The following is a 20287-nucleotide window of genomic DNA, read 5'->3' as shown; positions in this document are numbered from 1 at the left end:
GTTTCGGGTAATCGCGCTGTTACGATGCACAGGCGTCTCGACTCAACCGCGCGCGACGCCACCATAATGAATGCCAAAAACCTCTTCCAGTTGCTGATCCTCGCGGCCTTGTGGGGCGCGTCTTTTCTGTTCATCCGCGTCGGCGTGACCGACTTCGGCGTTGCTCCGTTAATGGCGCTGCGCGTCGGCATCGGCGCCGCGTTTCTTATCGTCGTGCTGCTCGCACGGCGTCCGCTGCAACAATCCGCGACGATCCTGCGCACGCGAGCTTTCCCGCTTCTCGTGGTGGGCATTCTGAATTCGGCCGCGCCGTTCTGCCTGTTCGCGTATGCGGAGTTGACGCTGTCCGCCGGCGTGACGTCGGTGATCAACGCGACGACGCCGCTGTGGGGCGGCCTCGTCGCCTTCGTCTGGCTGCGTGACCGGCTGACCGGACTGCGCACGCTCGGCCTCGCGATCGGTTTCCTCGGCGTGCTGATGCTGGTGTGGGATCAGATCGCCACGCCGAGCGGCTCGGCGGCGACGCCGCTGACCACCGCGCTCGCAGCGGGCGCCGCGCTCGGCGCAACGCTGCTGTACGGCATCGCGGCCAATTACACGAAACGCTACCTGACCGGCGTCGACGCGCTGACCGTCGCGGCCGGCACCATGACCGGCGCGACCATCGTGCTGTTGCCGCTCGCCGTGATCTACTGGCCGAGCGCGCCGGTCTCGCTGCACGCGTGGGGCGCGGTGATCGCGCTCGGCGTCGCGTGTACGGGCGTCGCCTACATGCTGTTCTTCCACCTGATCGCGGTCGCGGGACCGGCGCGGGCAATCACCGTCACGTTCGTGATTCCGATCTTCGGCATTTTGTGGGGCGCGTTGTTTCTCGGCGAAGGCGTGTCGGCCGGCATGCTCGAAGGCTGCGGCGTGATTCTGGTGGGCACGGCGTTGGCGACGGGCGTCATCAAGCGCTTGCCGTGGCTGGGGACGCGGCGCGCCGATACGTGAACGCGTTGTTGGGGTCGGCTGCGTGGGCCGGCGCAAAAAATAGCCCGCACTCCGCCGGAGTGCGGGCAAAAACCGTCGCCCTACGAGGATAGGCGACGGGGCCACCGAGGCCCGCGCGTCGAGCGCGCGGCCGTCATCGGGCTCGGCATCGGCTTGACGGCCGATGCTCGATGGAATGAAAAGCGCGGTTGAGAAGGGACTTCGCCTGGGTGAGGCCACGGGAATCCGGCCCCATGTACTTCTAAAGCAGCATGTATGCCAGTTGGGATTAAACGCGAGAGATTGGCAGTAACTCGTTGAATTGGCGCTGCATTTTTCGTGGCTTGTGATGGCTTCGGCACGCTGTCGCAACGCCTCTGAGAGTTACGTCACCGGGGTAACGTCAGCGGAGTAACGTGACGTCGAATCGCGGAACAGTGTCGGGATAGGCCACAGCCATAAAAAACCCGTCCGGGACAAGAATGTCCCGGACGGGTTTTTTTCATACAGCTTGCCGCCGCTGCCGCGCAGCGGCGCGCCTGCCTCAGCGCAACTGATCGGCCATCAGCGTCAGGATCTGCTTTGCCTGCGGGCTTTCGTCGAGACCGCCCTTGTCGTCGACGACGGCCACGCGGGTCTGGTCCGGCGTCAGCGCGCGCACGTTCACGCGATACTGCTTGGCGACCTTCTCCTTCTTGCCGTGGAACACCTGGCTCCAGAAGCCCTGTTCAGCCGACGTCATGTCCTTCGGATCAACATAGCGCACGAAGTACAGGCCGCGCGTCAGATCGCGGTCGTCGACGGTGAAGTTGCTGCGGTCGAGCGCGAGGCCCACGCGCAGCCAGGCGCGATCATACGGTTCGCCAAGCGTCAGTTCGTTCGATGACAACTGCCCCGGCCCGTTCGCCGCATCCGGATCGCGCACGGGCTGCTGCGCCGACAGCATCACGTTCTGCGCCGCCGTGGCCGCAGCCGCCGATTTCGCGCCGTTCGCCGCGGCATTGGGCGCTACCTGCGCGCCAGCCGGCGACAACGCCGCAGTGTCGGCGCCGCCCGACTTCGCGCGCGAATCGGCGAGCGCGAGCGCCGCCATCAGGCGCTTCAGATATTCCTGCTCGAGGCCGGGATCGTTCGCCTTGGGCTGCCACGTGCTCGAATCGTTGTTCGTGCCGGTCAGCGCCTCGCGCATGCCCTTCTGGCTGATGAACACATACGTGCCGCCGTTCGGCGCCGTTTCGAGGCGCGTACGGTACTTGTTGCGCTCGGACGTGACGTAGCTGTTGCCCATCGCCTTCGACAGCGTGCTGCGGATCAGCCCGTCGTTGATTTGCGCGTGCGTTTCGTTCCAGTCGGTCTCCATCACGCCCTTGTCGCGCTGATCGACGACCAGCAGGAAGCCCTGCTCCTGCCAGAAGCGGCGGATTTGCGGCCACGCCTCAGCCGGCGTCTTGCTGTCGATCACGAGCCAGCTTTCCGTGCCGTCGCGCTGGATGTGCATGCCGCTCACGGCCGGCACGACGGACACCGTGTTGGCCGCCGGTGCCTGGGCCTGCACCTGACGCAGCGCGGACAACGAGGTTTCGCCGCCTTGCGGAGGCAGCGAACGCTGATCGGCCGTCTCGTCGATCAGGTTCGGCGGGACGGCGAGTGAAGCCTGCTTCGATTTCGAGTCGCTCTTGTAGTCGACTTTGGTCGGCGACGACGTGCCGCAGCCGGCGACCAGCCCGCCTGCCATCAGCATTACTGCAAACCGCTTGGTAAGACGAAGATGAGTCATGTTCGGGGAATCCTTCCGCTACGCCACGGCAAGTTTCCGTGGATCAACCCAACATTTTACCGATCCCGGCGGGCCCTGTGCAAAAACTGGGGTTTGCCCGCTCTGCGCGCTCTGTTGCCGGGCCACATTTAACGTTCCACAACTATTCCTAATGGTCTGTCAGACATCTGCAAGTTTGTCGTCAGAACATTGTTTTAAAAGGCACTTTTCGATTCGGCCTCCGCCCAATTTTGGGATGACGTCACGCGATGAAACGCGCACCACGCTTAGTTTTGCGACGCGGGTGCTATCTTCAAATTGACGTAGGACAAAACCCAGAAGCAGCGCGCAGGAGACCTCATCATGTACAAAAAACATCGTTCTCATCGTGTCGCCGCCTCTCTGATTGCCGCGACGGCGTTATGCAGCAGCGCGAGCGCTTGCGCGCAGCTCGGCGCTGTGATTGCGGCCAAATCAGGCGAGAGCGCACAACAAAGCCTGCTGAACGGCGCGCTGCGACTGCGCACATCGACCGATGCGGGCAACAGGACCATCAACGAGTACGCGACGAACGGCGGCGAAATCGTCGCCTACACCTGGCAAGGGCCGACGATGCCCGATCTGGCCGGCCTGCTCGGCAAGTACGCCGACTCTTACCGCACGGGAGCCGCGGAGGCGGCAGCGGCGCCGGACGGGAATCTGCACGCGTCGCGCGTCGTGCGGCCAGACGTGGTCGTCGAGTCGGGCGGGCCGATGCGCGGCTACGCGGGCCGCGCCTGGCTGCCCGGCGCGTTGCCGCCGGGCGTGACCGCCGACGATCTTCGCTGACGGGCATCCGCTCGCGCCTGGATGCGTCCGCGGGTCGGTACGGCCGCGTTGAGAAAGCCGGTCTGTCGCAGCGTGGATGGGCCTGGGGACTTCCTCTCTGAGCGGGCGCTCGAGCCGCGAAACGCGCCGCAGCAAGCAGCAACAACCACAGCAAACCAACCGCTGACTCCCTGACGCCATGAAACCCACTCCTTCCCTTTGCGCCCTGCTCTCCGTCTGCACCGTCCTCGCGGCTTGCGGGGGTGGAGGCGGAGGCGGCGGCAGCACCGCGACCGCATCCGGCGCGAGCGCGCCAGCCGGCACGGCTAGCGCTCCTGTTGCCTCAACGCCGCCTGCCGTGTCGAGCCCAAGCAGCACCTCGGTCCCGCAATCAAATACGCCGAACGTTCAGCCGATCGTCGTGCACGCGGCGCCGCGCCTCACGCGCAACATGTTGACGACGAGCGTCACGGTCTGCCAGCCGGGCACGGACAACTGCGCGACCATCGACAACATTCAGGTCGACACCGGCTCGCACGGTCTGCGCATTGTCGCGTCCGCGTTGCCGGTGACCCTGCCGCTGAACGCCGTGCCGTCGGGCAGCGGCGTGTCGGGCGGCATATCAGGCGGCGTATCGGGCGAATGCGCGGTGTTCGGCAGCGGCTATGCATGGGGCGCGGTGCGCAGCGCCGACGTGCGCATGGCCGGACAACTGGCCGCGTCGATCCCGATCCATCTGATAGCCGACCCTTCGGTGCCGTCGGTGCCCGCGGATTGCGCCGCCTCGGGCCCGTCGATGCTCACCGTCGACACACTGCGCGCCAACGGCATTCTCGGCGTCGGCGTGTTCGCGGCCGACTGCGGCGGCGCCTGCGCGAACGCCGCGCTGCCCCGCTGGTACTACAACTGCGACGCGAGCGGCGCCTGCCAGGCAAGCGCCCAGCCGCTCGCGCAGCAGGTGGCCAATCCGGTCAGCCGCTTCGCACTCGATAACAACGGCGTGGTGATCGACCTTCCCGCGATCCCCGACGGCGGCGCGCTGACCGTGTCCGGTTCGATGATCTTCGGCATCGACACGCAGGCGAACAACACGCTCGGCAGCGCGGGCGTGCTCAAGGGAAATTCGCAAACCGGCTACGTCAGCACGACGCATAACGGCCAGACCTTTTCGCAAAGCTATCTGGATACGGGTTCGAACGGGCTCTTCTATCGCGACACGCAACTGCCGCAGTGCGGCCTCTGGTATTGCCCGAGTTCGACGCAAGCGGCGAGCGCGAGCATCGCCGGAACGAACGGCGCGTCGAACACGGTGACCTTCGCTATCGGCAATTCGCGCGCTCTCTTTGCGTCGGGCAATAACGCCTTCAACAATATCGCGGGTGCGGCTGCGAGCGGCTTCGACTGGGGCTTACCGTTCTTCTTCGGCCGGCGCGTGTACACGGCGATTGCTTCGCGCGCGACGTCGGCGGGACCGGGTCCGTACTACGCGTTCTGAAGGTAAGACCGCATTTAAACTGCCGAAAATTCAGAAACTGACGGACAGCGCAAATTCGGTATGGGGTGGCTGCGATAATCGCCGTTCGCGGCTAACGCTTCAGGAATGCATTCAAGAATGCTTCCTGAAGATAGTTAGTCATGCATAACTGCCATTCGCTATCCGATGCAAGACGCCACCCAAGCCAGCCAAGCCGCCGAACCCACTTTCTCGCTCGACGATTTCGAGCAGCTCGTTTTTACGCGGCAGCATATCCGGGCGTCTATCCAGCTTCTGTGCGCGCTCGCGCTGCTTCAGAACAAGCGCGGCGTGCTGGACGAGAGCTTTCTTGCGTCGGGCATGAGCGGCTTGACGCCCGCGGAGCAGCAGCAGCGCTTCTGCACGCGGCTCGCGAGCGCGGCTTCAACGCTGTTCGCCGATCCGGAATTCCAGCCGCCCGTCGAATGCTTCAGGCTCTTTCTCACGCTGCACGAATGGGTCGGCCTGGTGTTCTCGGCCACGCCGTTCGGCAATGCGGATCATGTCGCCTGCCACCTCAACCCGCGCGGCGCGCAAGACCGGCAGTTTCTGGCGGGCGACAGCTTCGTCGAGAAACTGTGCGTGCTGTATTCGACGGAGTCGGAGCTCGAACTCGAGTTCTCCGCGCTGTGGGCTTACGACAAAGTGCTCGCGGCGTGCCTCGCGCTCGTCCTGCTCGCGCCGGTTTTCAAGGGCTCGGCAAGCGCGCACGTCAAGCGTGAGGCGTTGATCGAATGGCTGCCCGGCAAGCTGCAACAGCTAGACGACCTTGACGATCTGCCCACCGCCTTGCTGCATAACGCCTACATGTTCTGCAGCTACGCACACACGCCTCGCCGTCATGAGATCAAGCGGGACATCAATGTGCTGGTGCGCCGCAAGCTCGCGCAACTGGGCCTGACCGACGTGGCGGCGCCGCGCGCAGCAGCCACGGCGAACGCGAACGCGAAGCAGGCGGGCAACGCAAAGCGGCGCAAGAAGCCGTTGATGCTGGTCGTGCTCGAGTGGTTCGGCGGCGCGCATTCCATCTACCGCACGCACTCGCGCACGCTCGAAGCCGCGCGCGAGCATTTCGAGGTGGTGGCCTTCGGCTTCGGCTATGCGACTGACGACATCGGGCGCGCGGTGTTCGACCGTTTCATCGAACTCGAGCAGCCCGAGTACATCGGCGAATGTCTGCGGACCATTCGCGACTTTGCCGAACGCGAGAAACCCGACGTGCTGTATATGCCGAGCGTCGGCATGTTCGTCATGACCATCTTCATGTCGAATCTGCGGGTCGCGCCGCTGCAGATCGCGGGGCTCGGCCATCCGGCTACCACGCACTCCGACAAGATCGACTATGTCAGCGTCGAGGAAGATTATGTCGGCGATCCCGCGTGCTTCAGCGAACGCCTGATGAAGTTGCCAAAAGACGGGCAGCCGTACCGTCACTCGGTGGCGCTGCCGGACATCGTCCCGATCATTGCGCCGCCGCGCGCCACGGTGCACGTGATCATTACGGCCAGCGCGATGAAGCTCAACCCCGCGTTTCTCGATGCGTGCCGCGAGATCGGCGCGCGTGCCCGCACGCCCGTCGAGTTTCATTTCATGAGCGGCGTGCACGCCGGGCTCGCGCTCGATCATATGCGCGAGGTTATCGGCCGCTCACTGCCGGGCGCGGTCGTCCACGGGTTTCATCAATACGCGAGCTACCTGGACTGTGTGAATCGCGCGGACCTTTTTTGAGCCCGTTCCCGTTCGGCAATACGAATGGCATCGTCGACGCGCTCACGCTCGGTTTGCCTGGCGTGTGCAAGCGCGGGCCTGAAGTGTTCGAGTGCATCGACGGCGCGCTGTTCGAGCGCGTGGGCATGCCGCCGTGGACCATAGCCGAGACCATCGAAAGTTATATCGAAGCGGCGGTGCGAATGATCGACGGGCACGACGAGCGCACCGCATTGCGACAGGGTTTGATCGATACGAAGGCGGTCGAGCGCTGCTTTGAAGGCCGGCCTGAGGCGTTTGCAGAAAGCGTGCTTGGCTTGATGAAGAAGAAGCGGAGCCGGCGCAAGGTGGAAGTGGTGGATTGACGGGGGTGCGGGTGTCGGGATGCCGGGGTGCTGCGGGTGCGTGGCACGACGTTAGACGCCTCGCTTGCAACGTTGTTGGCGTGTGCGGAGAAACGTCCTGGCAAAAGCATAACCATGACCACATGCATCGGCGCGCCCACCGCAAGGACCACGCCGACACTCAGTTCACAGCGAGCGCCTTACTCGGCCGCTTCGTCCGAATCCGGCTCGGAGGGCGCCGCGAGTTTCGCCGGGGCGAGCCAGCTAAAGCTGCTGAGGCTCGGGCCACTAAACGTGCATTCGGCGGCTGCGGCCTGAACGACTTTCTTCGGCTTGCCTGATTTGACGGCAAGCGCTTGCGCATCCGAAGTCGCCGAGCCCGAAGCCGGAGCCGCAGCAGCCCGCGCACCCGAGGCAGCAGCGTCGGAACCGGCCATTGCGCCTGTTGCCGACGTGCCCTTCGACCCGCCCATCGCGCCCGCCGTCGCGATCCCCTTCGACCCGCCCTTCGCCACCGAAGCAGCCCGTGCCGCCGCAACTTCGGAGGCCGTCACGACATGTTCAATCAACCCTTCCACGACCACGCGCGACCCGTCGATACCGGCGCCCGTATGGCCGATCTTCAACGTATCGGACGAAGTTTCCGCAAACTTGCTGCGCATCAGTTGCTCGCACGCGTCCGAGTTTTTGTAGACAGCGGTACAGGCCGCGAGCAGCGCCGCAGCGGTCGAGACGCACGCGATTGTGAGAATCCGATTCTTCATTGACGTTCCGTTTTTGAAACCGTCGCGAATTGTAGCCTGGGCGCCGCGCGCGAGCCCGCGCTTGACGCAGTCCCAATAATATGGTCCCATTGCGCACTATGTACCGCGCCCAGACCACCCTATCGCTACTACTAGCCCGCTCTACCGGGCTAGGTCTGCTGCTGCGCGCTTCCATCTGAATCTGAAACACCCGAAGCACCGCGTAATTTCCCAGTAACTGACCCAGCCCCGGTTTCCGACCGGCGGCCCTGCTTTGCGTTTTTGTCGTCCGGTCGACTTCCAGCTTGTCGAATTCAAGGACGATGAAAATGTTGAAGAATCCCGCTACGAAATACCGCTCGTTCAAGCCCATCAATTTGACGGATCGCCAGTGGCCGTCGCGCACCATCACGCGCGCGCCGATCTGGATGAGCACCGACCTGCGCGACGGCAACCAGGCACTCTTCGAGCCGATGAACGGCGAGCGCAAGATGCGCATGTTCAAGACGCTGGTGCAGATCGGCTTTAAGGAAATCGAAGTGGCGTTTCCGTCGGCCTCGCAGACCGACTTCAACTTCGTGCGCGAGCTGATCGAAGGCGGCCACATTCCTGACGACGTCACGATCGAAGTGTTGACGCAGGCTCGCGACGACCTCATCGAACGCACCTTCGAATCCTTGCGTGGCGCGCCGCGCGCGATCGTCCATTTGTATAACGCCACGGCACCGGAATTCCGCAAGATCGTGTTCGGCCTCGATCAGAACGGCGTCAAGGAACTCGCGCAAAAAGCCGCGCGCACGATGAAGCGTCTCGCCGACGCCGCGCCGGAAACGCACTTCACGCTCCAGTACAGCCCCGAAGTATTCAGCGGCACCGAGCTCGAATTTGCGAAGGATGTCTGCGACGCCGTGTTCGACATCTGGCAGCCGACGCCCGATCACAAGGCCATCGTCAACTTGCCGGCCACCGTCGAAATGGCCACGCCGAACGTCTACGCCGATCAGATCGAGTGGATGCACCGCAATCTCGCACGCCGCGATTCGCTGATCGTCTCCGTGCATCCGCATAACGACCGCGGCACGGCCGTCGCCGCCGCGGAACTGGCGGTGATGGCGGGCGCGGACCGCATCGAAGGGTGTCTGTTCGGCAACGGCGAGCGGACCGGCAACGTCGACCTCGTCACGCTCGCGTTGAACCTGTACACGCAGGGCGTCGACCCTGGCCTCGACTTCTCGAACATCAACGAAGTCGCGCGCACCGCCGAGGAATGCACGCAGTTGCCCGTGCATCCGCGTCACCCGTATGTCGGCGATCTGGTGTTCACCGCGTTTTCCGGCTCGCACCAGGACGCGATCAAGAAAGGCCTTGCCGTGCAGAAGCCGGACGCGATGTGGGAAGTGCCGTACATGCCGATCGATCCCAACGACCTCGGCCGCACTTATGACTCGGTGATTCGCGTGAACAGCCAGTCCGGCAAGGGCGGTATCGCTTATCTGCTCGAGCAGACCTACGGCGTCGTGTTGCCGCGCCGTTTGCAGGTGGACTTCAGCTCGGCTGTGCAGCGCCTCACCGACACGAGCGGCCAGGAAGTCACGCCGTCGCAGATCTGGGAATTGTTCCAGCAGGAATACGTGCGCACCGCCGCGCCGGTTCATTACATCGGCCATAGCCTGTCCGAGCAGGACGGACGCGAGCGCATCAAGCTCACCGTCGAGATCAACGGCACGCGCCGCGTGTTGCACGGCGAAGGCAACGGACCGCTCGACGCCCTGATGCACGCGATGGATGTGCCGGTGCGCATCCAGCATTACGAGGAGCGCGCGTTGACGCAAGGCGCCGATGCGCGCGCGGTGGCCGTCGCCGAGATGGCCGGCGCCGACCTGACGGGCAGCGCGTTCGGCGTGGGCATCGACGCGAATCTGGTTACGGCGTCGATTCGCGCGGTAATCAGCGGCGTGAACCGTGCGTATGCTCGCGCGAGCGACGACGCGAAGCAGCGCTTCTTCGACGCGGCGCTCAACGACGAAGCCGAGCGCGCGGAAGCATAAGCTGAGGCGAGTCAGGCCGGGACGGCCTGGCTACACAAGAAAGGGGCGCCCTGCTAATTGACGGGGCGTCCCTTCTTTTTTTCGCAAAGATAAGCAGCAGGGTTAATCAGCCACCCTACCTGATCAATCGCGCTTCACTCCGTCCACGCTTCCGGCAAGCTGTGCGTGAGCGTCGACACGAAACGAGCGGTCTCGTCCTGTCGAGGCCGGATGAAGACCTCGCGCGACGGCCCCGCCTCCACCACCACGCCGTTGTTGAGAAACACCACGTCGCGCGCGATCGTAGCGGCGAGACGCAAATCATGTGTCGCCATCAGCATGGTCATGCCTTCGCTCGCGAGTTGCTTCAGCACTTCGACGACTTCGGCAGCGAGACCAGGATCGAGCGCGGACGTGGGCTCGTCGCACAACAACACTTCCGGCGACGGCGCCAGCGCACGCGCGATCGCCACGCGCTGCTGCTGTCCGCCCGACAGCGTGACGGGCCACGCATCGGCCTTATGCGCGATGCCGACTTTCTCGAGCAATTCATCGGCGCGGGCCCGCGCTTTTTCCTTGTCCCACTTGAGCACGGTGAGGAGCCCCTCCATCACGTTCTGACGTACCGTGAGATGCGGAAACAACTGGAAGTTCTGAAACACCATGCCGGTACGGCGACGAATCGTCAGCACTGTTTCGCGCGACGGCCGCTCGTCCTGACTGAACGTGAGCTTCTGATCGCCGATTTCGAGCGAACCCGACTCGGGAATCTCGAGCAGATTCACGCAGCGCAACAGCGTGCTCTTACCGCTGCCCGACGGTCCGATCAGCGCGGTCACGTTGCCCTGCGCGAGTTGCAGATCGACGGAATCGAGCACACGGTGCCCGGAAAAGTACTTGTCGATTTTTTCCAGTCGGATCATCAGTTGCCCGCCTGAAAGAGTGCATGACGGCCGAATTTTCGCTCGAGGCTGACTTGCGCCGACGACAGCACCGAACTGAACAGCAGATACACGAGTGCGGCTTCGGTATAAAGAATCAACGGTTCGTAGGTCACCGAAGCAATTCTCTGCGCGGCCTGGAACACCTCGGGCACGGTCAGCACCGCCGCGAGCGACGTGTCCTTCACGAGCGCGATGAACGAGTTGGACAACGGCGGCAACGCGACACGCGTCGCTTGCGGCAGAATCGCGCGACGCAGCGCCTGTTCGCGCGTCATGCCCATCGAATACGCGGCCTCCCACTGCCCTTTCGGAATCGACTCGATCACGCCGCGTATGACTTCCGAGTTATACGCGCCCACGTTCAGCGAGAAACCGATGATCGCCGCCGTCAACGGATCGAGCACGATGCCGACGTTCGGCAAGCCGTAGAAGATCACGAATAGTTGCACGAGCAACGGTGAGCCGCGAAACAGCCACACGTAGAAGCGCACCGCCGCCACCGCCCATTTCGGCCCGAAGAGCCGCACGAGCGCCACGATAAACGCGAGCGCGAGCCCGATAGCGAACGACGCCAGCGTAAGCGGCACCGTGAACACGAGCCCCGCATACAGCAGCGGCCACAGCGACTGCGCCATCAGATGCAACCATGCCGGCATGATTCAGACTCGCGAAAGGCGTTTACTGGGAGACGTCTTTGCCGAAGTACTTCTGCGAAATCTTCGCGTACGTACCGTCTTTCTTCATGTCGGCGAGTGCCTTGTTGATTGCCGCGACGAGTTCGGGGCTGCCCTTGCGGATCAGCACGGCGGACTTGTCGCTGCTTTCCGGCGACGTATCCAGCGTAGCGATCTTCACCTTCGCATTCGGCTTGTGCTTCTTGAAGTCGAGGAACGACAGCGAATCGTTGACGGTTGCATCGACGCGGCCCGCGGTCAGCAGGTCGATGGACTCGTTAAAGCCCTGCACCGGAATCACTTCCGCACCGTGCGACGCGGCAATTTTGCCGAAGTTGCTGGTCAGCGTGTTGGCCGATTTCTTGCCTTTCAGATCGTCGAAGTTCTTGATCGTCGTGTTGTCCGAGCGCACGATCAGCGCCGCGTGCGACGTGATGTACGGGTCCGAGAAATCGTATTTCGCCTTGCGCGCATCCGTGACCGCGACCTCGTTGATCACCGCGTCGTAGCGGTTCACGTCGAGCCCCGCGATCAGGCCGTCCCATTTGCCTTCGACGAATTGCGGCTTGACGCCGATGCGCTGTGCGATCTGCGTGCCGATCTCCACATCAAAGCCGGTCAGCTTGCCCGATTCGTCGTGGTACGTGAACGGCGCATAGGTGCCTTCGGTGCCGATCCTGAACACGCCCGAGGACTTGATCTGCGCGAACTCGTCGGCCGCGAAGACGGAGCTCACGGCGACCGCCTGTAGCAGCGCAACCAGCAAAATGGAACGAATCGACTTCATGTGTGGCTCCCTAAAGTGGCCAGGCCGTATGCCTCGTCTTCTGTTGGCAGTCGCGCGGGCGCTCACGCCCGGCGGAGTGGGCGGACTGTAGCAAACGGCTTGCCGTTTTACAAAGGATCAGCTTTCCAATCCATATGCGCATGCGTGCTAAGCCACAGCGGTGACCTCCGCCATCGCATGAACTTCAACTCTACAGCAGATGTGAAGACGCGGCATGCATCGCAACATGGAACGTGGGCGCGGCGCCATCGGGGAAAACGCGAGACGGTCGTGCCGCGGCGAATGCGCGGCAGCGTGGAAAAGGCGGCGCGGGGCTTATATGTCGGCGCCGCCTGTCACGATGGCAGAAGCCCTACCGCTCGACGCGGTGCGGCTCTTTCAGCTTGTTCGACACACGGATCGCGTCGAAGTAAGCCGGGTTCGGCGGGCGCTTCTGATATTGGCCCGCGCCTCGCACGGCGCGCAGATCGCCGTCGGTCCATGCAAGGGCGCCGCGCGTGAGCGTATGCATCGCCACGCCTTGCACGGTCATCCCTTCGAACACATTGAAGTCGACTTTCTGATGATGCGTCTTCACCGAGATCGTCTTGCTTGCCTGCGGGTCCCACACGACGATGTCCGCATCCGCGCCGACCCGTATCGCACCTTTGCGCGGGTACAGGTTGAAAATCTGCGCGGCATTCGTCGACGTAATGCGTACGAACTCATTCAGTGTGAGACGCCCCGAGTTGACGCCGTGATGCCATAGCACCGCCATGCGATCTTCCACGCCGCCGCAGCCGTTCGGGATCTTCGTGAAGTCCTCGCGGCCCATCGCCTTTTGCGACGCGCAGAACACGCAATGATCGGTCGCCGTGGTATGCAACTGCCCCGCCTGCAAACCGCGCCACAATGCCTCACGATGTTCGGCCGAGCGGAACGGCGGGCTCATCACATGCGCCGCGGCGCGCGTCCAGTCGGGATCGCGATACACGCTTTCGTCGATCACGAGATGGCCGGGCAGCACTTCGCCGAACACGCGCAGCCCTTCGCTGCGCGCACGGGAGATGGCGTCGACGGCATCTTTCGCGGACACGTGCACGATATACACCGGCACGCCCAGCACTTGCGCGATGCGTATTGCACGATTCGCGGCCTCACCTTCGACCTCGGGCGGCCGCGACAGCGGATGCGCCTCGGGACCCGTGAAGCCTTTGGCCAGCAACTGACGCTGCAACTGGAACACGAGTTCGCCGTTTTCCGCGTGCACCGTGGGCAACGCGCCGAGTTCGAGCGAGCGCGAGAAGCTGTTCACCAGCACTTCGTCGTCGGCCATGATGGCGTTTTTATAGGCCATGAAATGCTTGAAGCTCGACACGCCGTGCTCGTGCACGAGCGTGCCCATGTCGCGATACACCGAATCGTCCCACCAGGTGACGGCCACATGAAAACCATAATCCGCCGATGCCTTCTCCGCCCAGCCGCGCCACTCCTTGAACGCCTCCATCAGGCTCTGCTTCGGGCTCGGAATCACGAAGTCGATGATGCTCGTCGTGCCGCCCGACAATCCCGCTGCGGTGCCGGTATAGAAATCGTCGCTCGCCGTCGTGCCCATGAACGGCAGTTCCATATGCGTGTGCGGATCGATGCCGCCTGGCATCACGTATTGCCCGCCCGCGTCGACTATTGCAGCGTCAGCCGGCGCTTCGAGGTCCACACCGATTTGCAGAATGGTGCCACCGTCTTGCGGGTCGGCACATAAAACATCGGCACGGTAGGTGTTTTCCGCATCGATCACGGTGCCGCCGCGAATCAGGGTCGTCATGTTGCCGCCTCCTTAATTGACTTGCTTATCTCGCTGCCGTCTGGGCCACGCATGCTACGCGCGCCACGCGCCCCACGACTTCAAGCGCTTGCCACGCGTGCGCTCGGTCCCTTGCTGAACTTCATCCACGCGCTATACACGATCGACGCCAACGCGAGCCCGACAAACCATGCATACGTGTAGAGCGTATTGAAGATCGACGGCACGTTGGCGAACGAAGCAGGAAACGCGGTGTGCAAAAAGCCCGGCAGATTCGGCAACACGCCGATCACAAGCGCGACCACCGCGCCGATATTCCAGCCGCCCGTATAGCTGTATTCGCCGCGCTCGTCGAACAGTTCGCGCGGATCGAGCCGCGTACCGCGAATCAGAAAGTAATCGACCATCAGAATGCCCGCGACCGGACCGAGCAGCGCCGAATAGCCGACGAGCCACGTGAAGATATAGCCCTGCGTGGTGGCGAGAATCTTCCACGGCATCATGACGATTGCGATGGTCGCGGTAATCATGCCGCCCGCGCGATACGAAATACCCTTCGGCCACAGGCTCGAAAAATCATACGCGGGACCGACGAGATTCGCGGCCAGGTTGCAGCACATCGTATCGAGTGTGAGGATCACGAGTGCAAGGCCGACGCCGATGCCTGTCATGCGGCTTGTCAGATCGATAGGATCCCAAATCGCTTTGCCGTAGATCACCACCGTCGCCGAGGTCACGACCACCGAGATCACCGACAGCAAGGCCATCGGCACAGGCAAGCCGATCGACTGGCCGATCATCTGATCGCGCTGCGTCCTCGCGAAGCGCGTGAAGTCGGGAATGTTCAACGCGAGCGTCGCCCAGAAGCCGACCATCGCGGTAAGGCCCGGCCAGAATGTCGCCCAGAACATGCCTTCTTTCTTGCCGCCCGGCACGAACTGCGACGGCGCGGACAGCATCGAGCCGAGGCCGCCCGCCTTCGACGTCGCCCACCACACGAGCGCGATGCACATCACGATCTTGATCGGCGCCGACCAGCTTTCGAGCCAGCGGATCGAATCGGTGCCGTGCACGATGAAGTAGATTTGCAGCGCCCAGAACGCGAGAAAACACGCGAGCTGTCCAACGGAAATGTCGAGCAACGGCAAGGCCGCGCCGTGCAGCGCGTTGCCGGTCAGAATGTTGAGCAGCGTATAGATCGCGCTGCCGCCGAGCCACGTCTGAATCCCGTACCAGCCGCACGCCACGATAGCGCGCAGCATCGCCGGCAACTTGGCGCCTTGCGTGCCGAACGACGAGCGCACCAGCACCGCGTACGGAATGCCGTGCTTCGCGCCGGCGTGGCCGATCAGCAGCATCGGCACCAGCACGATCAGGTTGCCGAGCAGCACGGTCACCACCGCCTGCCACGGCGACATGCCCTGCTCGGTCAGGCCCGCGGCGAGCATGTACGACGCGATGTTCATCACCATGCCGACCCACAGCGCGGCGAAGTGATACCAGCGCCATGTGCGCTGCGCGGGGCCGGTCGGCGCGAGGTCGTCGTTATAAAGACTGCTGCCTTGCGCGCCGGCCGCGAATTGCGGATCGACGGAGTTCGCGGTCTGCTTCATCGAATGATCTCCACTTGATCGTCGAAGCCCGCGCGTTTCTGTGAACGCGTCGGGCGTTAAAGGGAAACACGGCTTATGTACAAACACTGCGCAACGACAAAAACCCCTTGTTTCAGGCTGCTTTCGCTGCGTGCGCCGGTTCCGCGCTCGCAGCGGCTTCCTGCGCTTCGCTCTGTGCCGCGTTCACGCGCGCCGGATTGTTCGGATGCGTGGTCCAGTTCGCATACTCGCCGCTGTCCACGCGCTCCATCGTGATGCATTGCTCGACCGGACACACGTGCATGCACAGATTGCAGCCCACACATTCGGAGTCCACCACTTCAAAATGCCGGACGCCATCTTTTTCTTTTGTGATCGCCTGGTGCGCGGTGTCTTCGCACGCGATATGGCACAGGCCGCATTTGATGCACTTGTCCTGATCGATGCGCGCCTTGATGCTGTAGTTGAGATTCAGGTACTTCCAGTCGGTCACGTTCGGCACCGCACGGCCGCGAATATCGTCGAGCGTGACGTAGCCTTTTTCGTCCATCCAGTTCGAGAGGCCGTCGGCGAGATCGGTCACGATGCGAAAGCCGTAGTGCATGGCCGCCGTGCACACCTGCACGCTGCCCGCGCCCAGCACCATGAATTCGGCGGCATCGCGCCACGTCGAAATGCCCCCGATGCCCGAGATCGGCAGGTTCGGCGTTTCCACATCGCGCGCGATTTCGGCGACCATGTTCAGTGCAATCGGCTTCACCGCCGGGCCGCAGTAACCGCCGTGCGTGCCCTTGCCGTCGACCATCGGCAACGGCGACATCGCGTCGAGATCGACGGCGACAATCGAGTTGATCGTGTTGATCAACGACACGCCATCCGCGCCGCCCTTGTAGGCCGCGCGCGAACCCACGCGAATATCGGTGATGTTCGGCGTGAGCTTCACGAGGCACGGCAGCTTCGTGCCCTCCTTCACCCAGCGCGTGACCATCTCGATGTACTCGGGCACCTGGCCGACGGCCGCACCCATTCCACGTTCGCTCATGCCATGCGGACAGCCGAAATTCAATTCGACCGCATCGGCGCCGGTGTCTTCGACAAGCGGCAGAATCCATTTCCAGTCATGCTCGTTGCACGGCACCATCAGCGAGACAATCATTGCGCGCTCGGGCCAGTCGCGCTTGACCTGCGCGATCTCACGCAGATTGACGTCAAGCGGACGGTCGGTAATCAACTCGATGTTGTTCAGGCCCGCGATGCGTTGGCCGTTCCATTGCACGGCGCCATAGCGCGAACTCACGTTGACCACGTGCGGATCGAGGCCGAGCGTCTTCCACACCACACCGCCCCAACCCGCTTCGAACGCGCGGTTCACGTTATAGGCCTTGTCGGTCGGCGGCGCCGAAGCGAGCCAGAAAGGATTCGGCGAAGTAATGCCGGCAATCGTACAGCGCAGATCGGCCATGTTCGGCTCCTTGGGGACGGCTGTTTTTTATGTGACTCGTTGCTAGCGACAATGCGCGCTAGGCGGCCTTGATGTCGGCGCGCGCGAACTGCGCGTGTATGGCTTCGGCGGCGAGCTTGCCGTCCTGCACGGCTTGCACCGTCAGATCGATGCCGCCCGTCGCCGCGCAATCGCCGCCGGCCCACACGCCCGCGAGCGAGGTCTGGCCGTTTGCATCGACGGCAATGCGGCCGCCGTCGAGCGTCAGCAGTTCGCGTGCTATGCCCGCGGGCACGAGCGTCTGACCAATTGCCTTCAGCACCATGTCGGCCTCGATCACGAAGCGCTCGGCGTCGCCGGTGTTGAAGCTTCGTTCGAACTCGACGCCGGTCACCACACCGTTCTCGCCGATCAAACGCAGCGGCGTTGCATGCGTGATGAGCGTCACGCCGTTGGTCTGCGCGAAGTCGCGCTCGGCCCACGTCGCGCTCATCGATTCGACGCCGCGCCGATACACCATCGTCACCGAGGCCGCGCCGAGCTTGCGGCTTTGCACTGCCGCATCGACCGCCGTATTGCCCCCGCCGATCACGACGACGCGGCGGCCTACCGGCACCGTGCCGAAGTCGCGCGCGCTGCGAAGCGCTTCGATAAAGTCGACGGCGTTCATCACGCCGCTCAGGTCCTCGCCCGCCATCGCGAGCGCGCGAACGCCGGTGAGACCGATCGCGAGGAACACCGCATCGTATTGATTGCGCAGTGCATCGAGTTGCACGTCGCGGCCGAGCGCCACACCGTGCCTGATCTCGATGCCGCCCACCGAGCACAGCCACTCGACCTCGCGCTGCGCGAAATCGTCGACGGTCTTATACGCCGCAATGCCGTATTCGTTGAGGCCGCCGGCCTTTTCGTGCGCGTCGTAGATCGTCACGTTGTGGCCGGCGAGCGCGAGGCGATGCGCGCATGCGAGTCCCGCCGGGCCCGCGCCGATCACAGCAACATGCCGGCCGGTCTCCGGTGCGCGCGTGAAGAGTGCTTCGCCGCGCGCCATCGCCCAGTCGGTTGCATGACGTTGCAGCGCGCCGATCGCCACGGGCTTCGCGTCCTGATGGTTGCGCACGCAAGCGCCTTCGCAAAGGATCTCGGTCGGACAGACGCGCGCGCACATGCCGCCTAATGGATTGGCCGACAGAATATCCACGGCTGCGCCCTTCAGATTGCCGTTGCCGATCTTGCGAATGAAGCTGGGAATGTCGATCTGCGTCGGGCACGCGTTCACGCATGGCGCGTCATAGCAGTAGTGACAGCGGCTCGCAGCAGCCGCGGCGGCACTCGCGTCGAGCAACGGCGCAATGTCGGAGAACTCGCAGGAGAGCTGTTCGGGCGACAGGCGCCGCGCGGCGATGTCGCCGGTTTGCTTGATGGCCATACACGTTCCTTCTGTCGATGTGAGGACGCAGCCGCATCTGTCGGCACTCGCATGAGCGAAGCCCGCACGGCGTGTTTTGTCTGGCACTGCGGTAAAGCAGCTAAAGCAAATTCCGACGCGCTACGAAACCGGCTCGCATGCGCGCTCGAGCATCGCGTGCAGCAACACATTCGCGCCCGCCTCGATCCATTCGAAGGTGGCGTCCTCGATTTCGTTGTGGCTGATGCCGTCGACGCACGGCACGAACACCATCGAAGTCGGCGCGACCTGCGCGAGATAACAGGCGTCGTGGCCCGCGCCGGACACCATGTCGCGATGCGAATAACCAAAGCGCTCGGCCGCCGCGCGCACGGACTTCACGCAGGCTTCGTCGAAGGCGACCGGCGCGTAATAAAAGATCTGCTCGAGTTCTGTTTCGAGGCCAATGCCGCTCGCAATTCGCGCGACGCCTTCGCGCAACGCGGCATCCATTTTTGCTAGCACCGCATCTTCGGGATGACGGAAGTCGACGGTAAAGAACACGCGGCCTGGAATGACGTTGCGCGAGTTCGGATGCACCTGCATCATGCCGACCGTCGCGCACGCGAGCGGCGCGTTGTCGAGCCCAATGCGATTGACGAGATCGACGACGCGCGACGCGCCCAGCAACGCATCGCGCCGCCGCGGCATCGGCGTCGGACCCGCATGCGCTTCCTGCCCGGTCAGCGTGATTTCATACCAGCGCTGGCCTTGCGCGTCCGTCACGACGCCTATGGTTTTCTGCTCGGCTTCGAGAATGGGCCCCTGCTCGATATGCAGTTCGAACGCCGCATGCAACTGACGGCCGCCGCACGGCACATCGCCGGCATAGCCGATACGCTGCAACTCCTCGCCGATCGTCTTGCCGTCCACGTCCTTGCGCGACAGACCGTACTCGAGCGGAAACACGCCCGCAAACACGCCCGACGCCACCATCGCCGGCGCGAAACGCGAGCCTTCCTCGTTGGTCCAGATCACGACTTCAACAGGATGTTCGGTTTCGATGCCGTGATCGTTCAAGCTACGAATCACTTCGAGACCGCCAAGCACGCCGTAGATGCCGTCGAAGCGTCCGCCCGTCGGCTGCGAATCGGCATGCGAGCCGGTCATGACCGGCAGCGCGTCCGGATTGCGCCCGGCGCGGCGCATGAAGACGTTGCCCATCTGATCGACGCTGACCGAGCAGCCGGCTTGTTTCGCCCAGCTAACTATCAGGTCGCGCCCTTCCTTGTCGAGATCGGTCAGCGCAAGACGGCATACGCCGCCTTTGGGCGTTGCGCCGATCTTCGCCATCGTCATCAGGCTGTCCCATAGACGTTTGCCATCGACCTTTATCGACGTGACCTGTTCCGCGTTCGCGGCGACAGTGGCCTTCGGGGCGCCCTTCAGCGCTTCAGTAACCGCGTTCATTCGTCTCTCTCCTTTCGGTGAACCGACATGAAACTGGTGCATCGGCGGCGGATTTGTTGGCCTTTGTGGGGCGTGTCCGCACGGTCGCGGTGCAAAATTCGATACGCCCTTTGGCTCCGGGAACAAGGGCTAACCCTGAGGCGCGCCCCGCTCGTTCAATCCTGTCCAGTTGGACAGGTTGTAGACGATTAACATCGCCAAATCAATGCCTTTCGCACGGAGACAAAGAGAGCGAGAAGCGTGCCATTGCGTTGCAGCACGAAGAGGCATCGCGTGACAAATACGCGTGTGAGCGCGGCGTCGAGCGACTAGAATGAAGCGCGGCGCGGCACGCATGCCG

The 20287-nt window shown here is 63.4% G+C and carries 14 protein-coding genes and 1 pseudogene; 5 read left to right on the top strand and 10 right to left on the bottom strand.

Features of this window, described 5'->3' with window-relative positions; translation table 11 throughout:
* Positions 1-66 precede the first annotated feature (66 nt).
* Positions 67-993 (top strand): DMT family transporter, encoded by a 927-nt coding sequence (locus tag AB6809_RS06345; protein WP_035569836.1) that lies wholly within the window; start codon positions 67-69, stop codon positions 991-993.
* A 523-nt stretch (positions 994-1516) separates the two neighbouring features.
* On the opposite strand, the gene bamC is transcribed toward AB6809_RS06345, so the two are convergent.
* Positions 1517-2749 (bottom strand): outer membrane protein assembly factor BamC, encoded by a 1233-nt coding sequence (bamC, locus tag AB6809_RS06340; protein WP_029967579.1) that lies wholly within the window; start codon positions 2747-2749, stop codon positions 1517-1519.
* Between the two features lie 342 nt (positions 2750-3091).
* On the opposite strand from bamC, the gene AB6809_RS06335 reads away from it, so the two are divergent.
* The 3 genes and pseudogenes from AB6809_RS06335 (at position 3092) to AB6809_RS06325 (ending at position 7120) form a co-directional block, all read left to right on the top strand.
* Positions 3092-3556 carry a DUF2844 domain-containing protein gene (locus tag AB6809_RS06335; protein WP_371026090.1) on the top strand — a complete coding sequence of 155 codons (465 nt, stop codon included), beginning with the start codon at positions 3092-3094 and terminating at the stop codon, positions 3554-3556.
* Between the two features lie 178 nt (positions 3557-3734).
* Positions 3735-5030, top strand: a complete 1296-nt coding sequence (locus AB6809_RS06330; protein WP_371026089.1) for a DUF3443 domain-containing protein — start codon at positions 3735-3737, stop codon at positions 5028-5030.
* Positions 5031-5195: 165 nt separating this feature from the next.
* A pseudogene (locus AB6809_RS06325) lies at positions 5196-7120 on the top strand (glycosyl transferase family 1).
* 179 nt (positions 7121-7299) lie between these two features.
* Here AB6809_RS06325 and AB6809_RS06320 read toward each other — a convergent pair.
* Entirely contained in the window at positions 7300-7863 is a 564-nt protein-coding gene (locus tag AB6809_RS06320) for a hypothetical protein (RefSeq protein WP_371026088.1), read from the bottom strand.
* 308 nt (positions 7864-8171) lie between these two features.
* On the opposite strand from AB6809_RS06320, the gene leuA reads away from it, so the two are divergent.
* The gene (leuA, locus tag AB6809_RS06315; protein WP_006052536.1) at positions 8172-9890 is read left to right on the top strand and encodes a 2-isopropylmalate synthase; all 1719 of its coding nucleotides are present in this window, start codon (positions 8172-8174) and stop codon (positions 9888-9890) included.
* A 134-nt stretch (positions 9891-10024) separates the two neighbouring features.
* Here the strand turns inward: leuA and AB6809_RS06310 are convergent, their stop codons facing one another.
* From AB6809_RS06310 to AB6809_RS06275, 8 genes are all read right to left on the bottom strand, one after another.
* On the bottom strand, positions 10025-10792 hold the full coding sequence (locus tag AB6809_RS06310) for an amino acid ABC transporter ATP-binding protein (protein WP_371026087.1): 768 nt from the start codon (positions 10790-10792) through the stop codon (positions 10025-10027).
* Positions 10792-11469 carry an amino acid ABC transporter permease gene (locus AB6809_RS06305; protein ID WP_371026086.1) on the bottom strand — a complete coding sequence of 226 codons (678 nt, stop codon included), beginning with the start codon at positions 11467-11469 and terminating at the stop codon, positions 10792-10794. Before AB6809_RS06305 ends, AB6809_RS06310 begins: the two co-directional genes overlap by 1 nt.
* A 22-nt stretch (positions 11470-11491) precedes the next feature.
* A complete protein-coding gene (locus tag AB6809_RS06300) occupies positions 11492-12274 on the bottom strand; it encodes an amino acid ABC transporter substrate-binding protein (RefSeq protein WP_114156271.1) in 783 nt (260 codons plus the stop codon).
* A gap of 352 nt (positions 12275-12626) precedes the next feature.
* Entirely contained in the window at positions 12627-14078 is a 1452-nt protein-coding gene (gene hydA, locus AB6809_RS06295) for a dihydropyrimidinase (RefSeq protein WP_371026085.1), read from the bottom strand.
* Between the two features lie 80 nt (positions 14079-14158).
* On the bottom strand, positions 14159-15670 hold the full coding sequence (locus tag AB6809_RS06290) for an NCS1 family nucleobase:cation symporter-1 (RefSeq protein WP_029967589.1): 1512 nt from the start codon (positions 15668-15670) through the stop codon (positions 14159-14161).
* Between the two features lie 112 nt (positions 15671-15782).
* Positions 15783-17111, bottom strand: coding sequence for an NAD-dependent dihydropyrimidine dehydrogenase subunit PreA (gene preA, locus AB6809_RS06285; RefSeq protein ID WP_371026084.1), 1329 nt, complete (start codon positions 17109-17111; stop codon positions 15783-15785).
* A gap of 58 nt (positions 17112-17169) precedes the next feature.
* Entirely contained in the window at positions 17170-18519 is a 1350-nt protein-coding gene (locus tag AB6809_RS06280; RefSeq protein ID WP_006052529.1) for an NAD(P)-dependent oxidoreductase, read from the bottom strand.
* A 120-nt stretch (positions 18520-18639) separates the two neighbouring features.
* The gene (locus AB6809_RS06275; RefSeq protein ID WP_006052528.1) at positions 18640-19947 is read right to left on the bottom strand and encodes a Zn-dependent hydrolase; all 1308 of its coding nucleotides are present in this window, start codon (positions 19945-19947) and stop codon (positions 18640-18642) included.
* Between the last annotated feature and the right edge of the window lie 340 nt (positions 19948-20287).

It is taken from the genome of Paraburkholderia sp. RCC_158, from assembly GCF_041355255.1.
In the GTDB taxonomy this organism is placed as follows: Bacteria; Pseudomonadota; Gammaproteobacteria; order Burkholderiales; family Burkholderiaceae; genus Paraburkholderia; species Paraburkholderia graminis.
The sequence above is the reverse complement of the archived record's forward strand: the minus strand, read 5'-3'. Positions and strand labels throughout refer to the sequence as shown.